This window comes from Paenibacillus sp. FSL R5-0341 (assembly GCF_037975235.1).
In the GTDB taxonomy this organism is placed as follows: domain Bacteria; phylum Bacillota; class Bacilli; order Paenibacillales; family Paenibacillaceae; genus Paenibacillus; species Paenibacillus amylolyticus_A.
On sequence record NZ_CP150241.1, the window covers coordinates 2,193,900 to 2,214,305 of the forward strand.

Annotated in this window: 18 protein-coding genes, 1 tRNA gene and 1 riboswitch; of the genes, 11 read left to right on the forward strand and 8 right to left on the reverse strand. The window is 45.6% G+C overall.

Going from position 1 to position 20,406, the window contains the following annotated elements:
* Positions 1-11: 11 nt before the first annotated feature.
* Positions 12-560 (forward strand): GNAT family N-acetyltransferase, encoded by a 549-nt coding sequence (locus MKX75_RS10070; protein ID WP_339169479.1) that lies wholly within the window; start codon positions 12-14, stop codon positions 558-560.
* 307 nt (positions 561-867) lie between these two features.
* Positions 868-1,998, forward strand: a complete 1,131-nt coding sequence (locus MKX75_RS10075) for a glycosyltransferase family 4 protein (protein WP_062833665.1) — start codon at positions 868-870, stop codon at positions 1,996-1,998.
* Positions 1,999-2,131: 133 nt separating this feature from the next.
* On the opposite strand, the gene MKX75_RS10080 is transcribed toward MKX75_RS10075, so the two are convergent.
* Positions 2,132-3,187 carry a hypothetical protein gene (locus MKX75_RS10080; protein WP_339169481.1) on the reverse strand — a complete coding sequence of 352 codons (1,056 nt, stop codon included), beginning with the start codon at positions 3,185-3,187 and terminating at the stop codon, positions 2,132-2,134.
* 204 nt (positions 3,188-3,391) lie between these two features.
* On the opposite strand from MKX75_RS10080, the gene MKX75_RS10085 reads away from it, so the two are divergent.
* The 4 genes from MKX75_RS10085 (at position 3,392) to MKX75_RS10100 (ending at position 5,213) form a co-directional block, all read left to right on the forward strand.
* The gene (locus MKX75_RS10085) at positions 3,392-3,973 is read left to right on the forward strand and encodes a xanthine phosphoribosyltransferase (RefSeq protein WP_062833667.1); all 582 of its coding nucleotides are present in this window, start codon (positions 3,392-3,394) and stop codon (positions 3,971-3,973) included.
* Between the two features lie 97 nt (positions 3,974-4,070).
* A complete protein-coding gene (locus tag MKX75_RS10090) occupies positions 4,071-4,400 on the forward strand; it encodes a hypothetical protein (protein ID WP_024629266.1) in 330 nt (109 codons plus the stop codon).
* A gap of 119 nt (positions 4,401-4,519) precedes the next feature.
* The gene (locus MKX75_RS10095; RefSeq protein WP_062833668.1) at positions 4,520-4,738 is read left to right on the forward strand and encodes a hypothetical protein; all 219 of its coding nucleotides are present in this window, start codon (positions 4,520-4,522) and stop codon (positions 4,736-4,738) included.
* 145 nt (positions 4,739-4,883) lie between these two features.
* Positions 4,884-5,213: a carboxymuconolactone decarboxylase family protein gene (locus MKX75_RS10100; RefSeq protein ID WP_017689352.1), complete on the forward strand. Its 330-nt coding sequence runs from the start codon at positions 4,884-4,886 to the stop codon at positions 5,211-5,213.
* A gap of 70 nt (positions 5,214-5,283) precedes the next feature.
* On the opposite strand, the gene MKX75_RS10105 is transcribed toward MKX75_RS10100, so the two are convergent.
* On the reverse strand, positions 5,284-5,970 hold the full coding sequence (locus MKX75_RS10105) for a hypothetical protein (protein ID WP_339169482.1): 687 nt from the start codon (positions 5,968-5,970) through the stop codon (positions 5,284-5,286).
* Between the two features lie 121 nt (positions 5,971-6,091).
* On the reverse strand, positions 6,092-6,556 hold the full coding sequence (locus MKX75_RS10110; RefSeq protein ID WP_062833670.1) for a C40 family peptidase: 465 nt from the start codon (positions 6,554-6,556) through the stop codon (positions 6,092-6,094).
* A 5-nt stretch (positions 6,557-6,561) separates the two neighbouring features.
* Positions 6,562-6,693: riboswitch (cyclic di-AMP (ydaO/yuaA leader) on the reverse strand.
* A gap of 418 nt (positions 6,694-7,111) precedes the next feature.
* Between MKX75_RS10110 and pelA the strand changes: the two genes are divergently transcribed.
* Both pelA and MKX75_RS10120 read left to right on the forward strand, forming a co-directional pair.
* Positions 7,112-8,074, forward strand: a complete 963-nt coding sequence (gene pelA, locus MKX75_RS10115) for a pectate lyase (protein WP_062833671.1) — start codon at positions 7,112-7,114, stop codon at positions 8,072-8,074.
* Between the two features lie 176 nt (positions 8,075-8,250).
* Positions 8,251-8,335, forward strand: a tRNA-Leu gene (locus tag MKX75_RS10120).
* An 83-nt stretch (positions 8,336-8,418) separates the two neighbouring features.
* On the opposite strand, the gene MKX75_RS10125 is transcribed toward MKX75_RS10120, so the two are convergent.
* A complete protein-coding gene (locus MKX75_RS10125) occupies positions 8,419-10,098 on the reverse strand; it encodes a carbohydrate-binding protein (protein ID WP_139331828.1) in 1,680 nt (559 codons plus the stop codon).
* A 424-nt stretch (positions 10,099-10,522) separates the two neighbouring features.
* Here MKX75_RS10125 and MKX75_RS10130 point away from each other — a divergent pair, with 424 nt between their 5' ends.
* Positions 10,523-11,317 (forward strand): divergent polysaccharide deacetylase family protein, encoded by a 795-nt coding sequence (locus MKX75_RS10130; RefSeq protein ID WP_339169484.1) that lies wholly within the window; start codon positions 10,523-10,525, stop codon positions 11,315-11,317.
* Here the strand turns inward: MKX75_RS10130 and MKX75_RS10135 are convergent.
* Entirely contained in the window at positions 11,292-12,080 is a 789-nt protein-coding gene (locus MKX75_RS10135; protein ID WP_062833674.1) for an N-acetylmuramoyl-L-alanine amidase, read from the reverse strand. The genes MKX75_RS10130 and MKX75_RS10135 overlap by 26 nt on opposite strands.
* Positions 12,081-12,275: 195 nt before the next feature.
* Here MKX75_RS10135 and MKX75_RS10140 point away from each other — a divergent pair, with 195 nt between their 5' ends.
* Entirely contained in the window at positions 12,276-12,494 is a 219-nt protein-coding gene (locus MKX75_RS10140) for a YqzE family protein (RefSeq protein ID WP_062833675.1), read from the forward strand.
* Positions 12,495-12,614: 120 nt separating this feature from the next.
* Here the strand turns inward: MKX75_RS10140 and MKX75_RS10145 are convergent, their stop codons facing one another.
* The 3 genes from MKX75_RS10145 to MKX75_RS10155 all read right to left on the reverse strand — a co-directional run bounded on the left by MKX75_RS10145 (position 12,615) and on the right by MKX75_RS10155 (position 16,725).
* Positions 12,615-13,604, reverse strand: coding sequence for a hypothetical protein (locus MKX75_RS10145; RefSeq protein ID WP_175623656.1), 990 nt, complete (start codon positions 13,602-13,604; stop codon positions 12,615-12,617).
* Between the two features lie 181 nt (positions 13,605-13,785).
* The gene (locus MKX75_RS10150; RefSeq protein WP_076330493.1) at positions 13,786-14,961 is read right to left on the reverse strand and encodes a YqhG family protein; all 1,176 of its coding nucleotides are present in this window, start codon (positions 14,959-14,961) and stop codon (positions 13,786-13,788) included.
* Positions 14,962-14,964: 3 nt separating this feature from the next.
* Positions 14,965-16,725, reverse strand: coding sequence for an SNF2-related protein (locus MKX75_RS10155; protein ID WP_062833678.1), 1,761 nt, complete (start codon positions 16,723-16,725; stop codon positions 14,965-14,967).
* Positions 16,726-17,212: 487 nt separating this feature from the next.
* On the opposite strand from MKX75_RS10155, the gene MKX75_RS10160 reads away from it, so the two are divergent.
* Entirely contained in the window at positions 17,213-19,831 is a 2,619-nt protein-coding gene (locus MKX75_RS10160) for an adenosylcobalamin-dependent ribonucleoside-diphosphate reductase (protein ID WP_076330494.1), read from the forward strand.
* The last annotated feature ends 575 nt before the right edge of the window (positions 19,832-20,406 follow it).

Below are 20,406 nucleotides of genomic sequence, written 5' to 3' on the forward strand. Positions count from 1 at the left end.
GGAGGACAATCATGCACTCATTCAGGATTAGTAGCGAATATATTAACGATGGTTTTCAAGCCGTTCAGGCGAAGCCTGAGGATACGGAGGATGTGATCTCACTGCTGGTGGAGACAGCCGAATGGCTACAGAGTCAAGGCTCTTCTCAGTGGAACGGCTTGCTTAAAGGAGAAGATTCACATGATACGGCAGGGGCAATTCGACGTGGGGACGTGTTTGTTTTCAAAAAAGGTGCGGACGTAGCGGGCATGGTCATTCTCATGGTTCAGCCCAGCCCGTGGGATGTTCATCTCTGGGGTTCAAAAGCTCACGCTGAGGATGGTGCAATCTATCTGCATCGGCTGGCGATTCGAAGAAAATATGCTCAGGGCGGTCTGGGACGATCGATATTGCAATGGTCCAGTAGCGGCATACAGTTTGAAGGTAAACATACGGTCCGCTTGGACTGCGGAGCGAGCAACACGACGTTGAACGCCTTTTATGCGCGGAACGGTTATACTTTTTTAGGGGAGACCGATGGTTTTAGCACATATGAGAAGCCGGTAGAGTTGCTGAACTAAAATGCTGGGTATGGCTATCCGATGATTACGTTACAGTCAACCCTGAGATTGACGAAGGGATTGCGGCTTTTGCTTCTGAGGGGCACAGTTCGTGAATATGTTGTATATACGACTTGGAAGTTCCGGCTTCCCTATGTCATAATGGACAATAGAGCAGTACTTAGACAAAATAAAGGGATGTACATTGGACAAAGGATAGGTTAATTGAGAGAGATTCTCATTTTAGATCTTTACTGAACATATGTTCTGATATATCATGGATGTAGATGCATTGAGAGAACGTAAGCAAGAAAGGGGGAAACTAACGGTGAAATTGCTGCAGGCGCTTTTCTTTCCTCCGGAGCAGCCCGGAGGTGTATCCTCTATGATTCCGTATATGCAGGAGAGGTTTACAACCCCGAGGTGGGAAATGGATCTGTTCTCGTTGCCCAAGCGAATTCGCAACAAGGGCAGAGAGGAAGTTCAATTCCAAACGTTTGATTGGACCGAATATCAGGATAGTCCTGTTGTCCAGAAATATATTCAAACCTATCGTGATTATCTATGGTGGACCAAACTGCGCATTCAGAAGCCCTATGATCTGATCCATGCCCACCACCCAATTGCAGGACTCGCGATGAAAACGGTTTTCCCGGATACCCCCCTCATTCAGACGATTCACTCCAGTTATGAACGAGAATTAATTCTTAATGGACGCATTGAACCGGATGGACCAGAGCATCGATTCCTGCTTGCGATATATGGGGAGTTGGAGCACCAGGCAGAGCGCCTCTTGACGGTGTCGGATTCGTTCCGTCGTTATTTGGCCCCCTACGTGAAGGAACCGGATGTCATCGGTGTGATCCCCAATGGATTCGATGAGAAGCGGTTTAAGCCGATTCCCCATGATAATGCCATACCACAGCTAGTGACGGTATGTCGGCTTGTTCCGGCGAAAGGACTGGATATTCTTTTCAAAGCCTGTGCGGAACTGAAGGGTCGAGGTCATGATTATGTGTTACACATTATTGGAGACGGACCGATTCGTCCTGATCTGGAAGAATTGGCGCAGCGGTTAGGAATCTATAATGAAACCATCTTCTATGGTTATACACTGCATCCTGAGGAATTCATGCCATTCTTTGATATTTTTGTACTTCCTTCACGGGCAGAAGCATTTGGTTCCGTCTTTGCTGAAGCGGCGCTGAGTTGTCTTGCCCTTGTGGGTACGGATGTAGGTGGTATACCGGAACAGATCGAGAACGGTAGCAATGGGTTGCTTGTACCGGCAGAAGATCCTTCTGCACTGGCTGAAGCGCTTGAAAAGGTGATGTTGGACCCGGCTTACCGTTATGAACTTGCCCGTTCGGCATGTGAAAAAGCCAAAACACATTACTCGCTTGGCAGATCGGTGAATGAGCTGAAAAAGATGTACCTCCAGTTCCCTAGCCAAGCCTAAAACGGAGAGTAACAAGTGCAAGCCGCTGTGCTATACAGCGGCTTTTTTGTCATTTCTCAGGAAAGACTACGCGCGATAACTTGTGGTCATGAACCAAATGATGCTCATATTCATGAAATACATAACCGTGATGTTATGTATTGTTGCGTCCACGAAAGGTGCCCCAGCGGTTCAGCACCAATTTGGCAGCCCAGATTAGTGCCATACTTCCGAAGATGGGGTACAGGATGGATAGCAGAGAACTGAATCCAAACTGGCTGAGTGAGTAACACAGCAGCATAATGGTTAATGTAATGAAACGGGGATGCACGCGTATATGTTGTCTGAGTTGCAAGGTCATTCCGTAGATATCAGCTACAAAAGTACTGAATATTTCCATGAAAATAAGAGATACATATACGGATTGCACTGCCCATCCAAGTTGAAAAGCAATGCTACCCATCGGGATCTCGAATTGGATGATGCCGGGCATCTGTGCTGACATGGCAAAGTGAGCTGCCATCAGCATGAAGCCTACGCCAATGCCTCCCAGTACGCCGCCCCACTTCAACACACTCCGACTGCGGATTTGGTTACCCACAGGCACAAGGACGGCTTGAGCCAACACCAGATTGAACGAAGTGTACAGAAGTGGAGACAGCCACACCTGAAAGGGGTTTGAGTCTGTCGTCAGTGTGATGAATCGGGAGGCACCTGGATGATGAATGGTGCTGGTAATCATGAGCAGGGATAACAGGAGCATCATGGGAACGACGATGCTATTCATTTGAAGGATGGCCTGAATGCCCCGACCAAGAAGCAGATAAGTCCCTACAAGTGTGACAATCAGACCCGTCTGATAATGTAAACCCAGATGTTCGACAAAAACGGAACCTGCTCCTGCAAGCATGACACTGTTCACGCCAATGAGAATGAGAAGGGTCACCCAGGTAATCCATTTGCCTGCCTTGTGGCCGAATAAATGTTTGTTCAGATCCTCATAAGAGCGGGAACCGGTATCGTGAGCAATGAGCATCATTTTGGTACCTAACCAGACAAAGAGCATGGTGGATAAGCCTATGGTGATGGTGGCCCATTTGCCATACTGGGTAAAAAACTGCAGGATTTCCTGCCCTGTGGCGAAGCCGGCTCCGACAACCGTTCCGATGTATGTAAATGCGATCTGCAGCACCCGAAATGCCTGTTTCATGTCTTTCCCCTCTCAGGCCCCTGTATAGTTTGGACATGCGGGTACCATGGTACAAGGTATGCTTGACCCACGAAAGACATGACAATCGATAGCAAGCTCTGGCTTGAAATGCAGCTTAAGGACAGCCCTCGGGCAATTTCGCTTGAACTTATAGACAGATATATGATACTTTTACCTCATAGGATAGGCTTGGGAGGTCAAATCATGGAAGTATTGAAACAACGAATTTTACAAGAAGGTGTTGTCATCTCGGATCAGGTATTGAAGCTGGATGGTCTATTGAACCACCAGATTGATCCTGCATTAACGATGGAGATGGGACGGGAGTTTGCTGCCCGGTTTCGTGAAAGTGGAGTAACTCGGGTCATTACGGTAGAATCCTCAGGCATTCCGGTTGCTTTTGCCGCAGCTCATGAACTTGGGGTACCGCTAGTATTCGCCCGTCGCAAAAAAACGCTTCTGGCTGATCCTGATGCCTACTGTGAACGTGTACCGTCCTTTACCAAAGGAATTGTAACAGACATTATGGTATCCCGCGAGTTCATTCATGAGAATGACCGTATTCTGTTCATTGATGATATCATCGCCAATGGGGATGCTGCTCGTGGAGTCATCAAAATTATTGAGCGTTCCGGTGCGGAACTCGTCGGATTCGGCGTTGTGGTCGAGAAAAGTTTTCAGGCAGGGGCACGCACGATTCGTGAACAGGGTATTCCGGTGGAAGCCTTGGTACGTATTCGTTCTCTGAACGATGGAACGGTACAATTTGACGATAACGAAATGTGACATTTTAAAGGAATAGGGCCTATTTTTTGAACTATGCCTTTGCATGACCGCAGATTTCATTTATAATGGGGTTATGTTAGGGAGAGGAGGCAACACCATGGGGAACCAACCGGCAACAGAACAATTTTTTATTGATAAGCTGGCGGAATCGAAAGTTCATTTTGAACGTGCCCTGGATTGTAAACATACGGAATTCGATGACCTTTATCCCTATATGATTGAACATCCTCAATTTTTCTGGTACAAACGCTATGTTGCCTGGTCAGAATTACTGACGATTGTAGGCTTGTGCGAAGAGTTGTCCTTCTCTTGGAAAGAACAATTTACACCGCATCAAGTGGAGTACCTTGAAGAACGTGTGATGTCCGCCAAAGTGCTTGATTTTTGGTTCGAGAAGAACGACAGCAAAGAGCACGCGCAGCGGTAACTTTCAGTCGGGACATAATTTCGAATGACATGACAGTCCAATACAGTCACGTGAGACCTAAATGACATTTCATTTAGGTCTCTTTTTGTAAATAAATTTGGAATATAGGAGCCAAGAACATGATCAGTGATACAGAATTGGACGCCCTGCGTCTGTCAGGTGAGAAAGTAAGAGTAGTACGGGACGAGCTGGAGTCAAACGATGTAACCGGGATTGTCGTTGCCTGGGATGGCGAGCAGGTATTGATCCGGCGGCAAAATAGACGTGTCGTCAAGCTAGATCGCAGTTACCGATATCAGCTGTTCAGCGAACCGCGCCAGAGTCCACTTGGTGAGTAGCAATCGCTTATGATTGTGGCAAAGCCATGAGCATTTATATGTTTGGAATTACCATGATTTCTTGGCATAATTGGCTCACTCGGGAGAGAAAATAGGTACAGTGGAAACGATCTGTAACTATAGCTGAGAGGGTGTGCTACAAGACATGACATTGATGAATGATAAAGTTCATGCCTACAAGGATCAGATTGGAGCATTAAGCGATGTGCTGCCAGGAGTGGTGAAGTCGTATCATGAGTTTACTGGAGAATGCTTTCAGCCTGGCGTGATTGATGCGAAGACAAAACAGCTAATTGCCCTCGGAATAGGACTGTTCGCCAACAATGAGGTATGTACCTTTTACCATGTAGAAGAAGCTCGTGCCAAGGGTGCAACTGATCAGGAGATCATGGAGACCGTTGCCGTTGCCGGAGCTGTAGGAGGCGGACATGCCCTGTCTCAGGGTGCGATGCGAGTGCAGAAGGCGTTGCATTAAACTTAGGAAATATATGAAAAAATAAAACATGGTCATACCCTGTTAGCACAGGAGTATGACCATGTTTTATTTAAAGTTCATCTTTACTTGTTTTACTGTTAAGTGTTTTATTGTATTTGTCTACGTCAGCAAATTTTTCCATTACGGAATAGCGTGCCTTATAATTTATTACTGACGATTTAGTCCGATATTCAATGGTGGATCGGTCACTGGTCCACTTATAAATAAAAGCGTTATTATAGCTTTCGAGCTCTGGTTTACCATATTTGTTCGTAAGCTCTTCCAAAATTTCATCAGATTCCGGATTAGTTAGAGTACCAAAATCGTAACTTGCTTCAATCAGTAAGTAATCGTCCAAAGGATATTCATATGCTTGCTTCATCATGTCCTCTAATTGCTTATCCAATGTCTTTCGTATCTCGTCTTTTCTTGCGTCCGTCGTATTTTCGTTATCAAGTTCCTCACGCAATTGGTTGTTATCTTCTATTTTTTCTGATATTCCTTCATTAGTAAAGGAGTATTCTGCGTCTGCAGTCTTACCCAGAACCACCACATCGGAATAATTAATACTTTTTTCATGATCATTATGTACTTTTTCTTCATAGTTTGTGTTTTCGTTTTTTTCTTCAGATGAAATGACCTTTTTTATTTTACTCCCCCAAGATACTTCTCTGAAATCTTTAACTGTTTCACTACTGCATCCTAAACTACCTATTACTAAAATAACAAAACTTAAAACAAACAATAACTTTTTCAATTGTTCTCCTCACTCCTTTGATTTCCTAAAACATTTTACAATGTTTAAGAAATCAGTTGAAGACAAAAAATGGTTACAAAAAAGGCATCAGGTTATATACCGATGCCTTTTTGTGTATGAATTACATTTTGCCCAACATTTTATCGTACATAAATTGTCCAGTTACCCGACGTGCTGTCACATAACGATCATTGAAGTATGGATTCGATAACTTCGTAATACTTACACCTTTACTACTGGAGGCATGTGCAAATTGTCCGCCGCCAATATATACACCTGTATGTGAAATGCCTTTGCCCATCGTATTGAAGAACACCAGATCACCTGTGCGAATGTTACTTTTGGATACCGGAGTACCTGCTTTGGCTTGCTGCTGCGAAGTACGTGGCAATTCAATGCTGTATTTGTTGAAAAGATATCTCATAAACCCGGAACAGTCGAAGCCGGCCAAAGTCGTGCCACCCCACTTGTAAGGTATACCTGTCATGTTGTTCACTACGGAGTTGATACTGCTTGCCTCTGTGCTTGTTGCCCCGGATGTAAATAGTACAGCTGCTCCAAAAATGGAGATTATCAGTTTTTTCAAAATCAATGTTCTCCCTTCGATGCCTACGGAGTTAGCTAAGGGTTCGGTAGAAGGTTCCCTATATTTCCTATGTATAAGAATAATTCACCCAAAATGGTTCCCCCGTTTTCAAACATGAAACTCGGCAATGAATAATTAAGTTTTTGTAACTATTTGAAACTATATTGCATAAATGCGTAATTGTCAAACCCATTTAAACCCCTTCGTAATACCTCAATGTTAGCGGAATTAAGGTTTTTATATGAAAGAAGGGATCAAGTCTGGGTATCATTCATGACAAAAACGTCATTATTGATTCGCTTAAGACGATTTTGGATAAATAAATAGGTTTGTCATGAGTTAAAAGAACTATTCCGTAATGTTCAATTAAAGAGATTATATTCATTAAGTTGCATATATTGACAAAAATCGATTTATTGCATATTATCTTCTTATCCAATCCACATATTGGATGAAAATTGATTTTATTGTGTTATAAATTCAAATAAAGGAGGTTAAGGGACTAGTTTTATAAGTAAGGTAGAAGTGGGAGATTTATAAAAACAAAATAGGAGAGTGTTATCTTTGAAAGCAAAAAAAATAGTTACTTTTATTCTGGCATGTACGATGGTCTTCTCAGCAGTTGGAATGGCGGTTCTTCCTGTAACAACGGTATCAGCTGCTGATGCTTCAGGCACAACAGCAAGTATATCTGATATTCTGAAGAACCAGCTGCCAGATGGAGGTTGGAGAAAAGACTACAAACAAACAAGTGGAGAATGGGCGAAGTCCACCATCGACAACAAGGCTACATACTCAGAAATTAGAAGATTGGCGAAGGAATTCAAAAAGACCAATGATCCGCGATACTCCACAGCTGCAATCAAAGGAATTAACTTTTTGATCAACATGCAGTATTCAAACGGCGGATGGCCACAAGTCTATCAAAGCTCGGGATATCACAAACACATCACTTACAATGATGATGCAATGATTAATGTAATGATCATGCTGGATGAAGTAGCAACGCGCAAAGGTGACTTCTCGTTTATCGACAGCACACTTGCTAACCGCAGTAAAAATTCAGTTGCCAAAGGTGTAGATGCGATTCTGAATACACAGGTCGTTTCAGGCGGTAAGCTGACAGCATGGGGACAACAACATGATTCCAGTTCCCTTAAACCGGCAAGCGCAAGAATCTATGAAGTACCATCACTGACGGCTGGAGAGAGTGTAACGATTGTTAAATTCCTGAAAACCAGACCTGCTAACGCTAAAATTACAGCATCCATTAAAGGAGCTGAAGCTTGGTTTAACAAAGTCAAAATTACGGGCTACAAGTATGAAAGAGCGAACGGAGACAGCAAAATTATTGCTGATTCCAAAGCTGCACCGATCTGGGCTCGCTTCTATGAAGTGGGGACAGATAAACCGATCTTTATTGGTCGTGACGGGGTAGTTAAATATAAACTAAGTGATATTGATAAAGAAAGAAGAGGCGGTTACGCATGGTATGGCAACTGGCCTTCCAAGCTGTAACTCGTAACATGCCTAAGGTTTCACAAAGTTAATCCCTAGTAACGATAAGTAAAGCCCGAATCAGACATGGACGTCTGGCTCGGGCTTTATTGTTATTATTTTCAGTGTTGACATGATAAATTGTACATGATATATTATTTCTTGTCGCCAAGATATATCACGAAGATATACAATATGCGGTCGTGGCGGAATTGGCAGACGCGCACGGTTCAGGTCCGTGTGGGCTAACCCCCCGTGGAGGTTCGAGTCCTCTCGACCGCATCATAAGAATGAAAAAAGGTTTCTTGTAAGGCTAACGCCTTCGGGGAACCTTTTTGTTTTGTACCATAAAATCGTCTAATAGGTTACTGAGCGGACACGTGGATACTATCGATATTCGGACCTTCAGTACCGGTCGTTACAACTTTAATGGTATTGCTTCCCGAGTTCATGGGTACTTGAATTGTTTTTTCACCCCAGGTAGACCAGCTTCCCGTTGCAGTAAATGGGGTATTGCTGATCACTTTGGTCCCATTCACGAATACATCAAGGTTACGGGTGCCACTTTCCAACGCATAACGAAACTTTATGTTCTTGGTGCCGCTTATCGTATTGTTGATGTTATTCCATTGAATGCCTGAGTTCGTCAACGCATTGAAATTAACATACCCTGAGCCTGTGTATCCAGGATAGATCGTCTCAATTGCAGCATCGGAGAGAGTTGTTCCTGTCTCCGCTTCATACGTAGTGCCATTCCCCGTATTACCCCCACCGCTGCTCGTAATATTAGCTACAAACGTAGTTACACTTTGAGCAGGGAGTTGAGCAGTAAAGGTTGCATTGGACACCGTAATTGGTGCTCCGCTTGCCAGATTGCGACTGCTATCGGTTACCCATGAGGATACCGTGGAAGCATTGCCATTTTGCAAAACAAATTTCTGACTCGTTGCAGAAGTGCTTCTGTTGATTGCCACAATAACAACCTTGTTATCCCCTTTGTAGGCAGAAACGAATGTGTTCGTATCCGGGTTCTTGGTTGCATCTACTCTAAGATAGCCTGGACGTACAAATTTGGAGAAGTGAGCCATATTATAACCGCGTTTACTAATCGTTCCGTCCTCTTTCATCGGACCATACTGTCTGCGGATGTACCACCATACATAAGCTTGGAAATCACCTTCGACCATAGCGCTGTGCATGTGATAGGACACGTCAAGCGCTTCAGGCCAGCGGTCCGCGGAGTTGCTATCGCTATTCGGATAATAGACTTCAGTCATCCATAGTTCTTTACCGGCTCCTTTTTGCTTGAAGAGTGGATATGCGAAATCTTTGATCTGGGTTCCGTACGTGTGTGCCCCCAGAATGTCCATATTAGCGAGCGCCTGCGGGTCATTCAGAATCGGATCAGATATGTTTTTGAGATACTGGAAGGACTCGGGTGCCATCACTTTTGTACCTTGAATGGAGCCTGCATTCTCTTTCATAAAACGAAGGATTTCCTGAGGTGTCCACCAAGTCCAGTCATGTGCATAATCCGGCTCATTTTGTACCGAAATGGCATACAGGTCCACGCCGTTATTTTTCATGTAGGTTACAAAGTCATTAAGATGCTGTGCATATGCAGTATACTTGTCGTACTTTAGGCGTTTGGCATTGGTATCTCCATTGCGGTTAAAGGTTTCAACCATGTCGCTCGGAGGATTCCATGGGGATGCAAATACGATAGCACCCTTTTCAATAGCACGTTTGGCTGTGGCGACTTCACGAGACCAGTTATTTCGGTCTGGATCGACGTAGATTCTGAGTACAGAAAAGCCTAACTGGTTCTGATCATTGCCAAAAGCAGTTTCTCGTTGCGCGGCAGTCAAGTCACCGATCCATGACGGATGGTTGATACCACCAAAACCGCGAATGAGTTGTTTTTCAGAAGATAAATTAATGGTGGCATCACTTGCTGCCGAAACTTGTGTAGGACTAAGCATGAGGGGCAGAGCTGTTAAGCAGGCCAATAAAACGTTAATCGTCTTTTTTAATTTGAATTTCACTACTTTCATCCTCCTCAAATAGCAAATAGTAAAATAGCTGATGGTCTGGCATTTCATTTATGTAAACCCTTTCAAAACCTCCTCCCTTAAATCATAGGAAAATATAAAGCACTTTAGCTTCTTTCAATTGTTGATTCTACTAAATTATTCCTGAACTGAAAACCTGACAAATTACAGTATTTTTTCTAATTTATTTCTATTATCGATTTATTCAATGACGGTTCTTGTCTGAAAAGAAGAAGGTTGAATGGAAAAGCGATGCTCATACGAAAGTGGAGTTGTCCAGTGGGGGGATGTCGATATTTAAGGAAGGCTTTGGCTTACATATAACTCCCTTCATTATCAAACAATGAGAACACAGATCTAAGGGGAGGGAATCATGATGAAGGAAAAGAGAAAGTATTATCGATTTTTGGCCAGTTGCATGATATTTTTGATTATGATTTACGTCGGTGTTTCGGCAGGAGGGTCTACAGCCGCAGCTTCTGATTCACCATCGAATCATAAACGGTTGGCGATCATTATTGATGACGTTGGTAACGATATGAAGGGAACGGCAGAGATTCTGGCGATGCCAGTCAAACTGACGGTAGCGGTGATGCCATTTTTGCCAACAACGAAGAAAGATGCGATCGCTGCGCATGAAAAGGGAATGGATGTGATCGTGCACATGCCCATGGAACCCAAGAAAGGAAGACCTGAGTGGCTGGGCCCGGGTGCAATCACATCCAATCTAACCGATGAAGAAGTACGGGAACGCGTGGAGAAAGCGATTGATGATGTACCCCATGCCATTGGCATGAACAATCATATGGGTTCCAAAATCACTTCCGACAAACGCATCATGTCGATTGTGCTTGATGTATGCAAGGAGCGAGGCCTCTTTTTTGTAGACAGCCGTACGAATTTTCGCTCCGTGGTGGGGGAACTTGCGATCTCCAAAAATATGCCACCTGTGGGTAATGACGTTTTTCTGGATGATCAAAACTCCAAGCAGCACATTCGCAAGCAAATGGATTTGGCTGTTCAGCGCGCAATTGACAAGAATATTTGTGTTGTCATTGGTCATGTGGGCCAAACGGGGTTAAACACATCTGCTGTGGTTCGTGATTCCGTTTCCCGTCTCCAGGGTCAGGTTGAGTTTGTGGGTATAGGTGATCTGGTACGCGAAGTGTGGAACTGGCATGCTGCTCCTACACTACCGACAGGTAATAAATAATGCCGTTGGCAATGGATTGGGCGATTCGTTTTTGCTCAGCGGGATCACTCATTCTGGCACGATCTGCCGCATTACTCAGAAATCCGGTTTCGACAATGACGGCAGGTTGCTTTACGTAATTCAATAAATAAAAGGGCTTTCCCCATACGACACCATGTCCAGTCCGATACAGTTCGTTCATGGCGTTCTGAATGGATTGGGCTAGCAAGTAGCTCCTACCTTCCTTCTGGTGCAGTACCACCGGGCCGTGTGCAGATGATCTGGGACTCCAGTTCGCATGAATACTGACTACGATGTCTGTACTCACTTCTTCGCTGAGACTTTTACGCTGGGCAAGATCTCTGGTATGACGGGAGCGGCTGTTCAGCCAGCGGTTCTCATCACTAAGTGCATAATCCCCAAGTCGGTTGATGATAACGGCATAACCTTTGCTGCGAAGCAGGAGATACACCTTTTGGCTAATGGCGAGGTTAATATCTTTTTCCAGCACACCTTGGGCTGACGTACCACCGTCAATTCCTCCATGGCCTACGTCAAGCAGGATAACCGGGGCTGCAAAGGCATGATGGCTGGAACGATAAGCATCTCCATCGGTCACCGGCAGCATGGATGGACTGTTCTGGGACGGAGTGGACTGAGCTGAACTTTGAGATAAGGCAAAATCAAGATAGGCTGCTTTTCCATGAGCAACATGGTGGGGCAGGATGGGTAGGCAATGGAAGCTGATTAGCAACGCCACCGAAGCGGTCAGCAGCTTATACATGGGAATACACACTCCTTCATGAATTAGGTATCGGATGCAGATTAATGACTGTATGGATACCTTTGGCATTAGACTGTGCATTCTGAGGGTTTTCATACTTCTTTCAACAAAAAAATGTTTAACCATTGCACATCCTGCACACAATAGAACTATCGTAAGCTCCGTGAATGAGCAGGAGCGAAGGAGGTAGAGGTTATGGCCAAAAGTGATGAGTTGGTAAAATACATTACGCAGCGTGTTGTTCATTATATCGATACACCCAAGGATGAGCGGAAAGGCCGCGCCAAAAAGAAAGAGCCGTGGGCAATGAAATGGTTCGGTATGATTCCGTTTGCTGTATCCCTGTGGGTGGGGAAAAAGGAAAAAGCGATGGAGTCACAGCCTCACAAACGAAGTTCTTCGGGTAAAGGGTGACTACCGCTAACCTATTTCACTAATGGTAAACCAAAAGACGCAATCCCTAATTAAAATGGGAAGGCGTCTTATTTGTTGTTTTACAAATTATCTGACTGTGTCTTAAGAGTTCCCAGTTGATCAAGGTTTCACGATGTAAAAATGACCATCTTGTTGCAATGTGCTCAAAGGCACAAAGCGTTGAATGGACGTATTGCCGCCAATCGCTACATACGGAATAGACTTTGCGTCCTGATCACTATGCCATAGCTGATAACCGCTAACGGGCAGAGGACCGCCATATAAGACATTACGATCATCTGTTGAGAAAACAATCTCTTGATTCTTTTCATGCTGTATCACATCTTGTACACGGTCAGTAGCAACAGGCTTGGATGTAATCCACAACAGATTGTCAGCTGGATTGAATACAGGTCGCAGATGCAGTGGATCGACTGATAAAGATGAAGTTGTGGATAAATCAGTTATGCTGACAGAGACCTGTTTGGAGTCAGCCTCTAGCCGATCCAGGAACTCTGACGGTAATACATCTCCGTTCGTAGCATCAATATAAAGTGCTGGATGATTCCGTTGCTCCACTTTCCAATAAGCCAGCAGGGGAAGAGCATAACGAAGATGAAGCTCTCCTCCGCTAGCAAGTAACGTCTCAAGGTTGACATGTTGTCGATTTAAGGCTTGTCCAAGAAGTTCACTGTTGTACGGTGAGGACTCTCCTTGACCATATTCACTAAGCAGCAGCTGGCCCTGATCTGTGGCGGTAATAATCATATAACCGATCGGTGTGCCTTCAAACTCAGCTTGCACGAGCCAGCTATGTGTACCCGGACCCAGAGGGTAGAAGTCCAGTTCGGCGTTCTTCCAATGTGCTTCGGCGTTAGCCGTACCAAGGGCAACAGCTTGTTGCTCTGCAAACCGTTGTACAGCAGTGGGAGCTAATTTGTCATTCGCAGAGGCAATATGTTTGGTTCTGTCCCCTGTTGGTGATGCGAGCGCGAGTGAGGTTGTTTTTTGTTGTTCAGCATTTGCATTCGACCAAAAGGAGAAAAGGGCAACACAACTGAGTACGCCCAAGGTCATACAAGTTGTTCTACGAACACTGTTCCATCGCATATGAAAGAATCGTTTCAAACTAACACCTTCTTTTCCATTATCCATTGCCTGATCGGTCCTAATTTCATTCTAGGGGACAGGCTATGCAAAGGTTGCTGCAACCTGTCGGGCGGCTGATCATGAATAAACACTACTTTTGCCAGCATTTGCAGGAAAAGTAGTGTCTTCGTCTATGTTTCGTCTATCTTAAGTGAAACATGCCGCTACTAATCGCAGTTACTTTCACTTTGGGCTCATATTGCCAGATCATTTCGGTTCGGCGTGTCTCATATTGCAGTTTCATGGCTTCACGATCGATAGCCGCCTGTTTCGCTTTCTCTTCTTCGGCATCTGTCTCGGTGTCGATCTGTACTGCGGCCTCTGCCGCCAGTTCTACATCTGCTCCAATGGGTTCAGCGTTAGTTAATGCAATAACGGGTCTCAGGAGTACAGGTGTCGTGCGATCAGAATGTCCGGTCTCCGTGCCGGAGGTTAAGTTCTCCGTGGATTCTACTTCAGGCATATCTTCCCGGAGTACCGCTTCATAGTATGTGTCCAACACGTCCAGCTCCAGATCAAGTCGCTCTTGAGCTTTCTCTGCCCAGCTGTAATCGAGTTTCTGCAAGTGGTTCGTCAAATGAGATTCCAAAGCAGCCCCTGCATCGGATAACGAAACTTTAGCTGTCTGCACATGCATGTTCTCCGCTAGCCTCGGACTGAGGTCACGTCGATTCAGCTTCGTGCCAAATTTCTCTATAATTTCACCTGAGCGAAGAGAGATGCCGAGAAAATGCAGTTCCTCCCGTTTCAAGTCACAGGCAAATTCAACTTTGAAACAGACACCGAGCCAAGGCTCATATACGGCTGGCGCTGTAGCGCGCAATTGCCGTTTGGCCGCCTGTTCGAACAGATTCACGAAGGCACCGCCTTCACGGGCTGCACCGAAAATCTGTTGTAGTCTGCGACTGCCGTACACCACATCTTCACGCAATATACGCCCTGGTCCCAGCTGGGGCAGAGATGGCGTGATGCCGAAATAACGACCCAGAATGGTATCCTTCGGTGGCTCACTTGGTGGATTTCCGTTGGTTGCGCCATTCGTACCCGCAGGTGATGTTTGCGCCGCTTTGGCTTCTGCTGCTTCAATGGCCTGCTGATAGCTGTCAGGATCGAATATAAATGTGAAAGACATGGTCTCAGCTGGTGCTCCGGTTCGCTCCACAAACCCCCAATAATAGGGGCGGTTCGTCAACGCTTTGTCCGCTTCAGGCGAGAGTTTGACCGTCACATGGGCAGGGGAACGCTCCATAATCTGACAATCAAGTGATTCCAGATAGGTGAGAACATAAGCCTGCACTTCATGGGGGGACATGGTCATGGATCAGCTACCTCCTTTGCGAAGATCTAACCCGGATACAGCAGGGCCCTCATCCGCGACTTCACGCTGAATGGAGCTCAGCGATTGTCCAAGTGAATCCATCTTGCGGCGAATATCTTCTTCATTTTGTGATTCCAGCATGATTTTGTACAAACTTTTCTCAATAGACTCCTTCTTCTCCAGCCGTTCCAGAATGACATCCAGCCCACCGATGACCATCTCGAACATATTGATCTTCTCATGCAACAGATTCAGAATGTGTTCCTCGATGGTCCCGGTTGTGGACAGGTTGAAAATGTTCACGTCATTCTGCTGTCCCAGCCGATGCACCCGACCGATCCGCTGCTCTACCCGCATGGGATTCCAAGGCAGATCGAAGTTGATCATATGATGGCAAAATTGCAGATTAATACCCTCGCCACCCGCTTCGGTTGCAATCATGGCCTGCACACGGCCGCGGAAGAGATCCATCATCCAATCTTTTTTGCCCCGGTTCATGCCACCCCGATAGGGAACAGCCGTAAGTCCGTTGTTGCGGAAATAGTTTAGCAGATACTCCTGCGTGGCCCGGTATTCGGTGAAGATAATTACTTTTTCATTCATGTTCCGAACCAGTTCCATCGTTTTCTCGGCTTTGGTATTCTCCTTGATCGCTTTAATATGGGCAACGAGTTCCCAAATCTTGTCTCGAAGGGGAGAATCCAGCGGAAGTTTCTTCGACAGATTCACCAGTGTTACGAATACAGCATCCCGACTGCTGCACACTTCCCGTTGTAATGTAACAAGGGAGAGCATGCTGCTCAGGTTGCCCCCAGCTTCCTGGTACTGGTCTTTAACAAAGGAAGTCACGCCATCGTATAGCGCTTGTTCTTCGGGCGATAGTTGCAGATTCACGTTGGAGACGTTCCGTTTGGTAAATTGAACGGGGCCTTCGCCGCGGCGGTTGCGAATCATCACTTTGGATAACTCGTTCTTAAGCTGTTCCTGATTTTTCGGAACCCGCTTGTCGACGACAAAGTTGGCTGCAAAGTCACCCTGACGACCCAGCTGACCCGGCTTCAGCAGGTTGATCAGATTAAACAACTCGCTCATATCGTTCTGCACAGGTGTAGCTGTGAGCAGCAGGCAATACTTTTTGCGCAATTTCAGCATGAATTGATAGTTGGTTGTTTTCTTATTTTTGAGCTTGTGGGCCTCATCAATAATAATCATGTCGTAGTCGGTATTTAGCAGCATATCTTTATGCGGATCACGTTTGGCTGTATCCATGGAAGCAACAACCACTTCATTCTGCCAGGAGTAGGCCTTTTTCTGGGCAATGGCTGGGATGCCAAATTTCGAATTCAACTCTCGTACCCATTGCAGCACAAGAGAGGCTGGCACAAGAATGAGTACCTTGGATACGAGACCCCGAACCATATATTCTTTCAGAATGAGACCGGCTTCAATGGTTTTGCCCAGACCCACCTCATCGGCGAGAATGGCCCGGCCTGACATTTCAAATAATACTTTGCGTGCAGTGTCCATCTGGTGAGGGAGTGGAGTAAGGCCTTGTAGATGCTTCAAACATTGGATCTCGTCAAAATTGGGAATCAGGTTGGTTTCTTCGGCTTGAATACCGAGTTGGAAGAGTCGGTAATCTCCCCAAGGACCTCCTTTATCCAGTCGGGATTCCAATTGATTAATCCAGCTCCGATCAAATTCCAACGGAACAGGCAGCTCGGCTACAGGTTGATTCGTGTGGTGCGGGTTTTTCCGGTTCATGGTGCTTCCTCCCCTGCCATACGTGATGACGTTTTATTCGTAGGTAATAGTATGGACGAATGAGAGTCAGTTCATAACTATGTAAGTTCAAATAAGGAATATTTACACTTGTCACTCCGATGACAGAATAACCTTCCGATCGCTGTTATCCACAAATTTTTTTCATTCTCTTGTCCAAAGGGGGAAAACCCGGGGATACCGTATGCTTTCGAGGCAGCTTTCTTTCAGAAAGCTTTAAGGCGAACGCTTCGCTTTTTCAGGTTTTTTCTGTCCCAAAAAATTCACAGATTTTGTATACGTGAGTTTGAGGGTGTGTGAAGAAGTTTGTCCGAGCAGAGGAGTCTATGAAGATGGACTGTGATAAAAGTCATATGTAAAATCAATATATAGTGTATTATACTTGATTTATATCACTATATGTGGTGTTTGATCATACTTTATTCGTATAGTGTAAATGTAGCGTTATTCGGGGAGGTTGAATGTAGCGATGAAATCGAACCAACAATCGTACCAATTAGAAGGACTTAGCGAAAAAATATTTCTGGACCGATACGCTTGGAAGGACGCTGATTCGAATCATGCCAAGGTCGGGGATGTTGTATTGGTATTAACGAAGGATGATCCCAAGTTCCCAACCAAGGAAGTGGGCGAAATCATAGAACGTCAGGGTCAGCTTGTACAAGTGAGGACTCGAAGCGGAGAGATCATCAAGACGAACGTAGAGAAATTGACACTCAACATAGAAAAAACACCGGAAGAGATGTGGAACCGTCTTGCCAAAGCGATGGCTGCTGTCGAATCCACTGCGGATCAGCAATCAACATGGGAATCCAAGTTCCGCTCCGTGTTGGAAGATTGGAAGTTAGTTCCTGGTGGTCGCATTGCTGCGGGTGCGGGGGCAAGCGATGAGCTGACACTCTTCAATTGTTATGTCATTCCGTCTCCGCAGGACAGTCGGGGTGGCATCATGAGGACTTTGACCGAGATGACAGAAATTATGGCACGTGGGGGAGGCGTTGGCATTAATTTGTCCTCTTTGCGTCCTCGCCGAGCGGTGGTCAAAGGTGTCAACGGATCATCCAGCGGTTCCGTATCATGGGGTGGATTGTTCAGTTATACGACAGGACTGATTGAACAGGGCGGAAGCCGCCGGGGTGCGCTCATGCTGATGATGAATGACTGGCATCCGGATGTGCTTGATTTTATTACCGTGAAACAAACGATGGGGCAGGTGACCAATGCCAATCTGTCGGTATGTGTGAGCAACGCATTTATGGAGGCTGTCAAGCAGGATGGAGATTGGGATTTGGTTTTCCCCGATACGACCGACCCGGACTATGACACCGAGTGGAACGGGGATATGCAGCAATGGAAAGCCGCAGGTCATTCGATGGTGCACTATCGAACGCTGAAGGCTCGCGAAATCTGGCATACCATTATTGAATCAGCCTGGAAATCGGCAGAGCCTGGTGTGGTATTCATGGAGTACTACAACCAGATGTCCAACAGCTGGTACTTCAATCCGATTATCTGTACTAATCCTTGCGCGGAACAGGGTCTGCCTGCCTGGGGTGTATGTAATCTGTCAGCGATCAATCTGTCCAAATTCTACGATGAGACGAATCATGATGTGGCGTGGGATGAACTGGCGGAAACCACTCGGATCTCGGCTAGATTTTTGGACAATGTCATCGATGCAACACCATATCATTTTGAGGAAAACAGACTGAATCAGCAGCGTGAACGCCGGGTTGGGCTTGGTACCATGGGACTGGCAGAGCTGATGATTAAGCTGCGTATTCGATACGGCAGTCCTGAATCTCTTGCATTTCTGGATAAACTGTATGGATTCATGGCAAAGGAGGCCTATCTGGCATCGGCAGAGATTGCAGCAGAGAAGGGTGCTTTCCCAGCATTTGAAGCTGAACCGTACTTACAGAGTGGATTCATGAAAAACATGGTTGCGACGTACCCTGAAGTGGGAGAGGCCATTCGTAAACAGGGCATTCGAAATGTCACGCTGATCACTCAGGCGCCAACGGGAAGTACTGGTACGATGGTGGGCACATCCACAGGTATTGAGCCGTATTTCGCCTTCAAGTATTTCCGTCAAAGCCGTCTAGGTTATGATGAACAGTTCGTACCGATTGCACAAGATTGGCTGGATGAACATCCGGGTGAAGCTTTACCCGACTATTATGTGACAGCGATGGATCTGTCGGCTGAGAACCATATCCGGGTGCAGGCCGCGATTCAGCAATGGGTGGATAGCTCAATCTCGAAGACCGCCAACTGTCCGGCTGATTTTACAGTGGAGGATACGGCAGAGCTATACGAACTGGCCTTCGACCTTGGCTGCAAAGGAGTAACGATATACCGCGATGGTAGCAGGGATGTACAGGTATTGTCCACGTCGAAGAAGGAAGAGACGAAGGCAGAAAATCTGAACACGGCGGAAGCAGGAGAGAAGACTGACGTATCTGCAATAGATAAACCGAATAACATCGGAGGGCAGGCAGGTGTTGGAGCTTTCAATAGCGAGGTTGATGTGGAGACTCTTTCTTCCAATCAAACCTCTTCGTCTGCTACAGTGCTCGATAAACAATATAGAAGCCGTCCCCAGGTACTGCGCGGTGCGACATACAAAATCAATACGCCATTCGGCATGGCATACATTACAATCAATGATCTGGAGGGAACCCCGGGTGAAATTTTCCTGAACGTAGGCAAAGCAGGATCGGATGTGTTCGCGATGGCTGAGGCACTCGGTCGGGTATGCTCACTGTTCCTGCGATACGGAGATCATGGGCATAAGGTTGAACTGTTGATCAAACATCTCAAGGGAATCGGAGGTTCAGGAGCGATTGGCTTCGGAGCCAATCGGGTGGAATCGATTGCAGATGCAGTCGCCAAAGCATTGGAAAGTCATGTGCAGAGCAATGTGCAGGAGAACGAAACTGGAGCATTGAAAGAACAGAACCAAGTGGAGGATCAGAAAACCTTTATCGAATCGAGAGATTTATGTCCTTCCTGCGGCTCGGCATCCTTGATGAATGTGGAAGGATGCAAAACATGCAGCAACTGTGGGTACAGTAAGTGTAATTAAGTATCACTAGAAAAAAGAGAAAGAGAAAAGGCGTTCCATGACTCATCAAGAGTTAGGAATGCCTTTTCGTGTTTTAGCTAACTAACTTGGGTCCTAGGCAAGAAGAAGCAATTATGAGCAAAACTTTCAATCCGGTCTGACATAGGTTTATAATGGATATTGGCTGTTGAGCAAGTCGGCAGCCTTTTGTTATGAATTCAATTGTTTCAATCGATGTGTGCGTGGGTATGCGGGTTCGCGCAAGCCGGACAGGTAATTTTAGCCACTCGATGAAAAGTACTATATTTAACGACAAAATTAGAGTATGATTTTACAGCTATATGAGCTGGCAGGAAAGGTTACATCGGTTTCATCATTTGTAACTACTACTGTAAAGTATGAATCTTATTTCGGGCGTATAATGCTAAACGTGAACTAACGAATGAATATAAAGAATATCGTAATGATTAAAACTTAATGGACAGGCAATACGTCTTCTTTATGTTGTAAATGAAAGATGGAAGGTGCAATACGTATGTTAATGACAACCAGAACGATCAGGAGTTCCTCTATGCCCCCAACACCAATGTTGTTGA

What these genes read in the sequence shown, in the direction of transcription:
- MKX75_RS10140 (WP_062833675.1), top strand. Translation starts at nt 12,276, where the DNA reads ATGGCCAAAAGTGATGAGTTGGTAAAATACATTACGCAGCGTGTTGTT.
- MKX75_RS10095 (WP_062833668.1), top strand. Translation starts at nt 4,520, where the DNA reads ATGATCAGTGATACAGAATTGGACGCCCTGCGTCTGTCAGGTGAGAAA.
- MKX75_RS10160 (WP_076330494.1), top strand. Translation starts at nt 17,213, where the DNA reads ATGAAATCGAACCAACAATCGTACCAATTAGAAGGACTTAGCGAAAAA.
- MKX75_RS10145 (WP_175623656.1), bottom strand. Translation starts at nt 13,604, where the DNA reads ATGCGATGGAACAGTGTTCGTAGAACAACTTGTATGACCTTGGGCGTA.
- MKX75_RS10085 (WP_062833667.1), top strand. Translation starts at nt 3,392, where the DNA reads ATGGAAGTATTGAAACAACGAATTTTACAAGAAGGTGTTGTCATCTCG.
- MKX75_RS10100 (WP_017689352.1), top strand. Translation starts at nt 4,884, where the DNA reads ATGACATTGATGAATGATAAAGTTCATGCCTACAAGGATCAGATTGGA.
- MKX75_RS10090 (WP_024629266.1), top strand. Translation starts at nt 4,071, where the DNA reads ATGGGGAACCAACCGGCAACAGAACAATTTTTTATTGATAAGCTGGCG.
- MKX75_RS10155 (WP_062833678.1), bottom strand. Translation starts at nt 16,725, where the DNA reads ATGAACCGGAAAAACCCGCACCACACGAATCAACCTGTAGCCGAGCTG.
- MKX75_RS10150 (WP_076330493.1), bottom strand. Translation starts at nt 14,961, where the DNA reads ATGACCATGTCCCCCCATGAAGTGCAGGCTTATGTTCTCACCTATCTG.
- MKX75_RS10135 (WP_062833674.1), bottom strand. Translation starts at nt 12,080, where the DNA reads ATGTATAAGCTGCTGACCGCTTCGGTGGCGTTGCTAATCAGCTTCCAT.
- MKX75_RS10130 (WP_339169484.1), top strand. Translation starts at nt 10,523, where the DNA reads ATGATATTTTTGATTATGATTTACGTCGGTGTTTCGGCAGGAGGGTCT.
- MKX75_RS10080 (WP_339169481.1), bottom strand. Translation starts at nt 3,187, where the DNA reads ATGAAACAGGCATTTCGGGTGCTGCAGATCGCATTTACATACATCGGA.
- MKX75_RS10070 (WP_339169479.1), top strand. Translation starts at nt 12, where the DNA reads ATGCACTCATTCAGGATTAGTAGCGAATATATTAACGATGGTTTTCAA.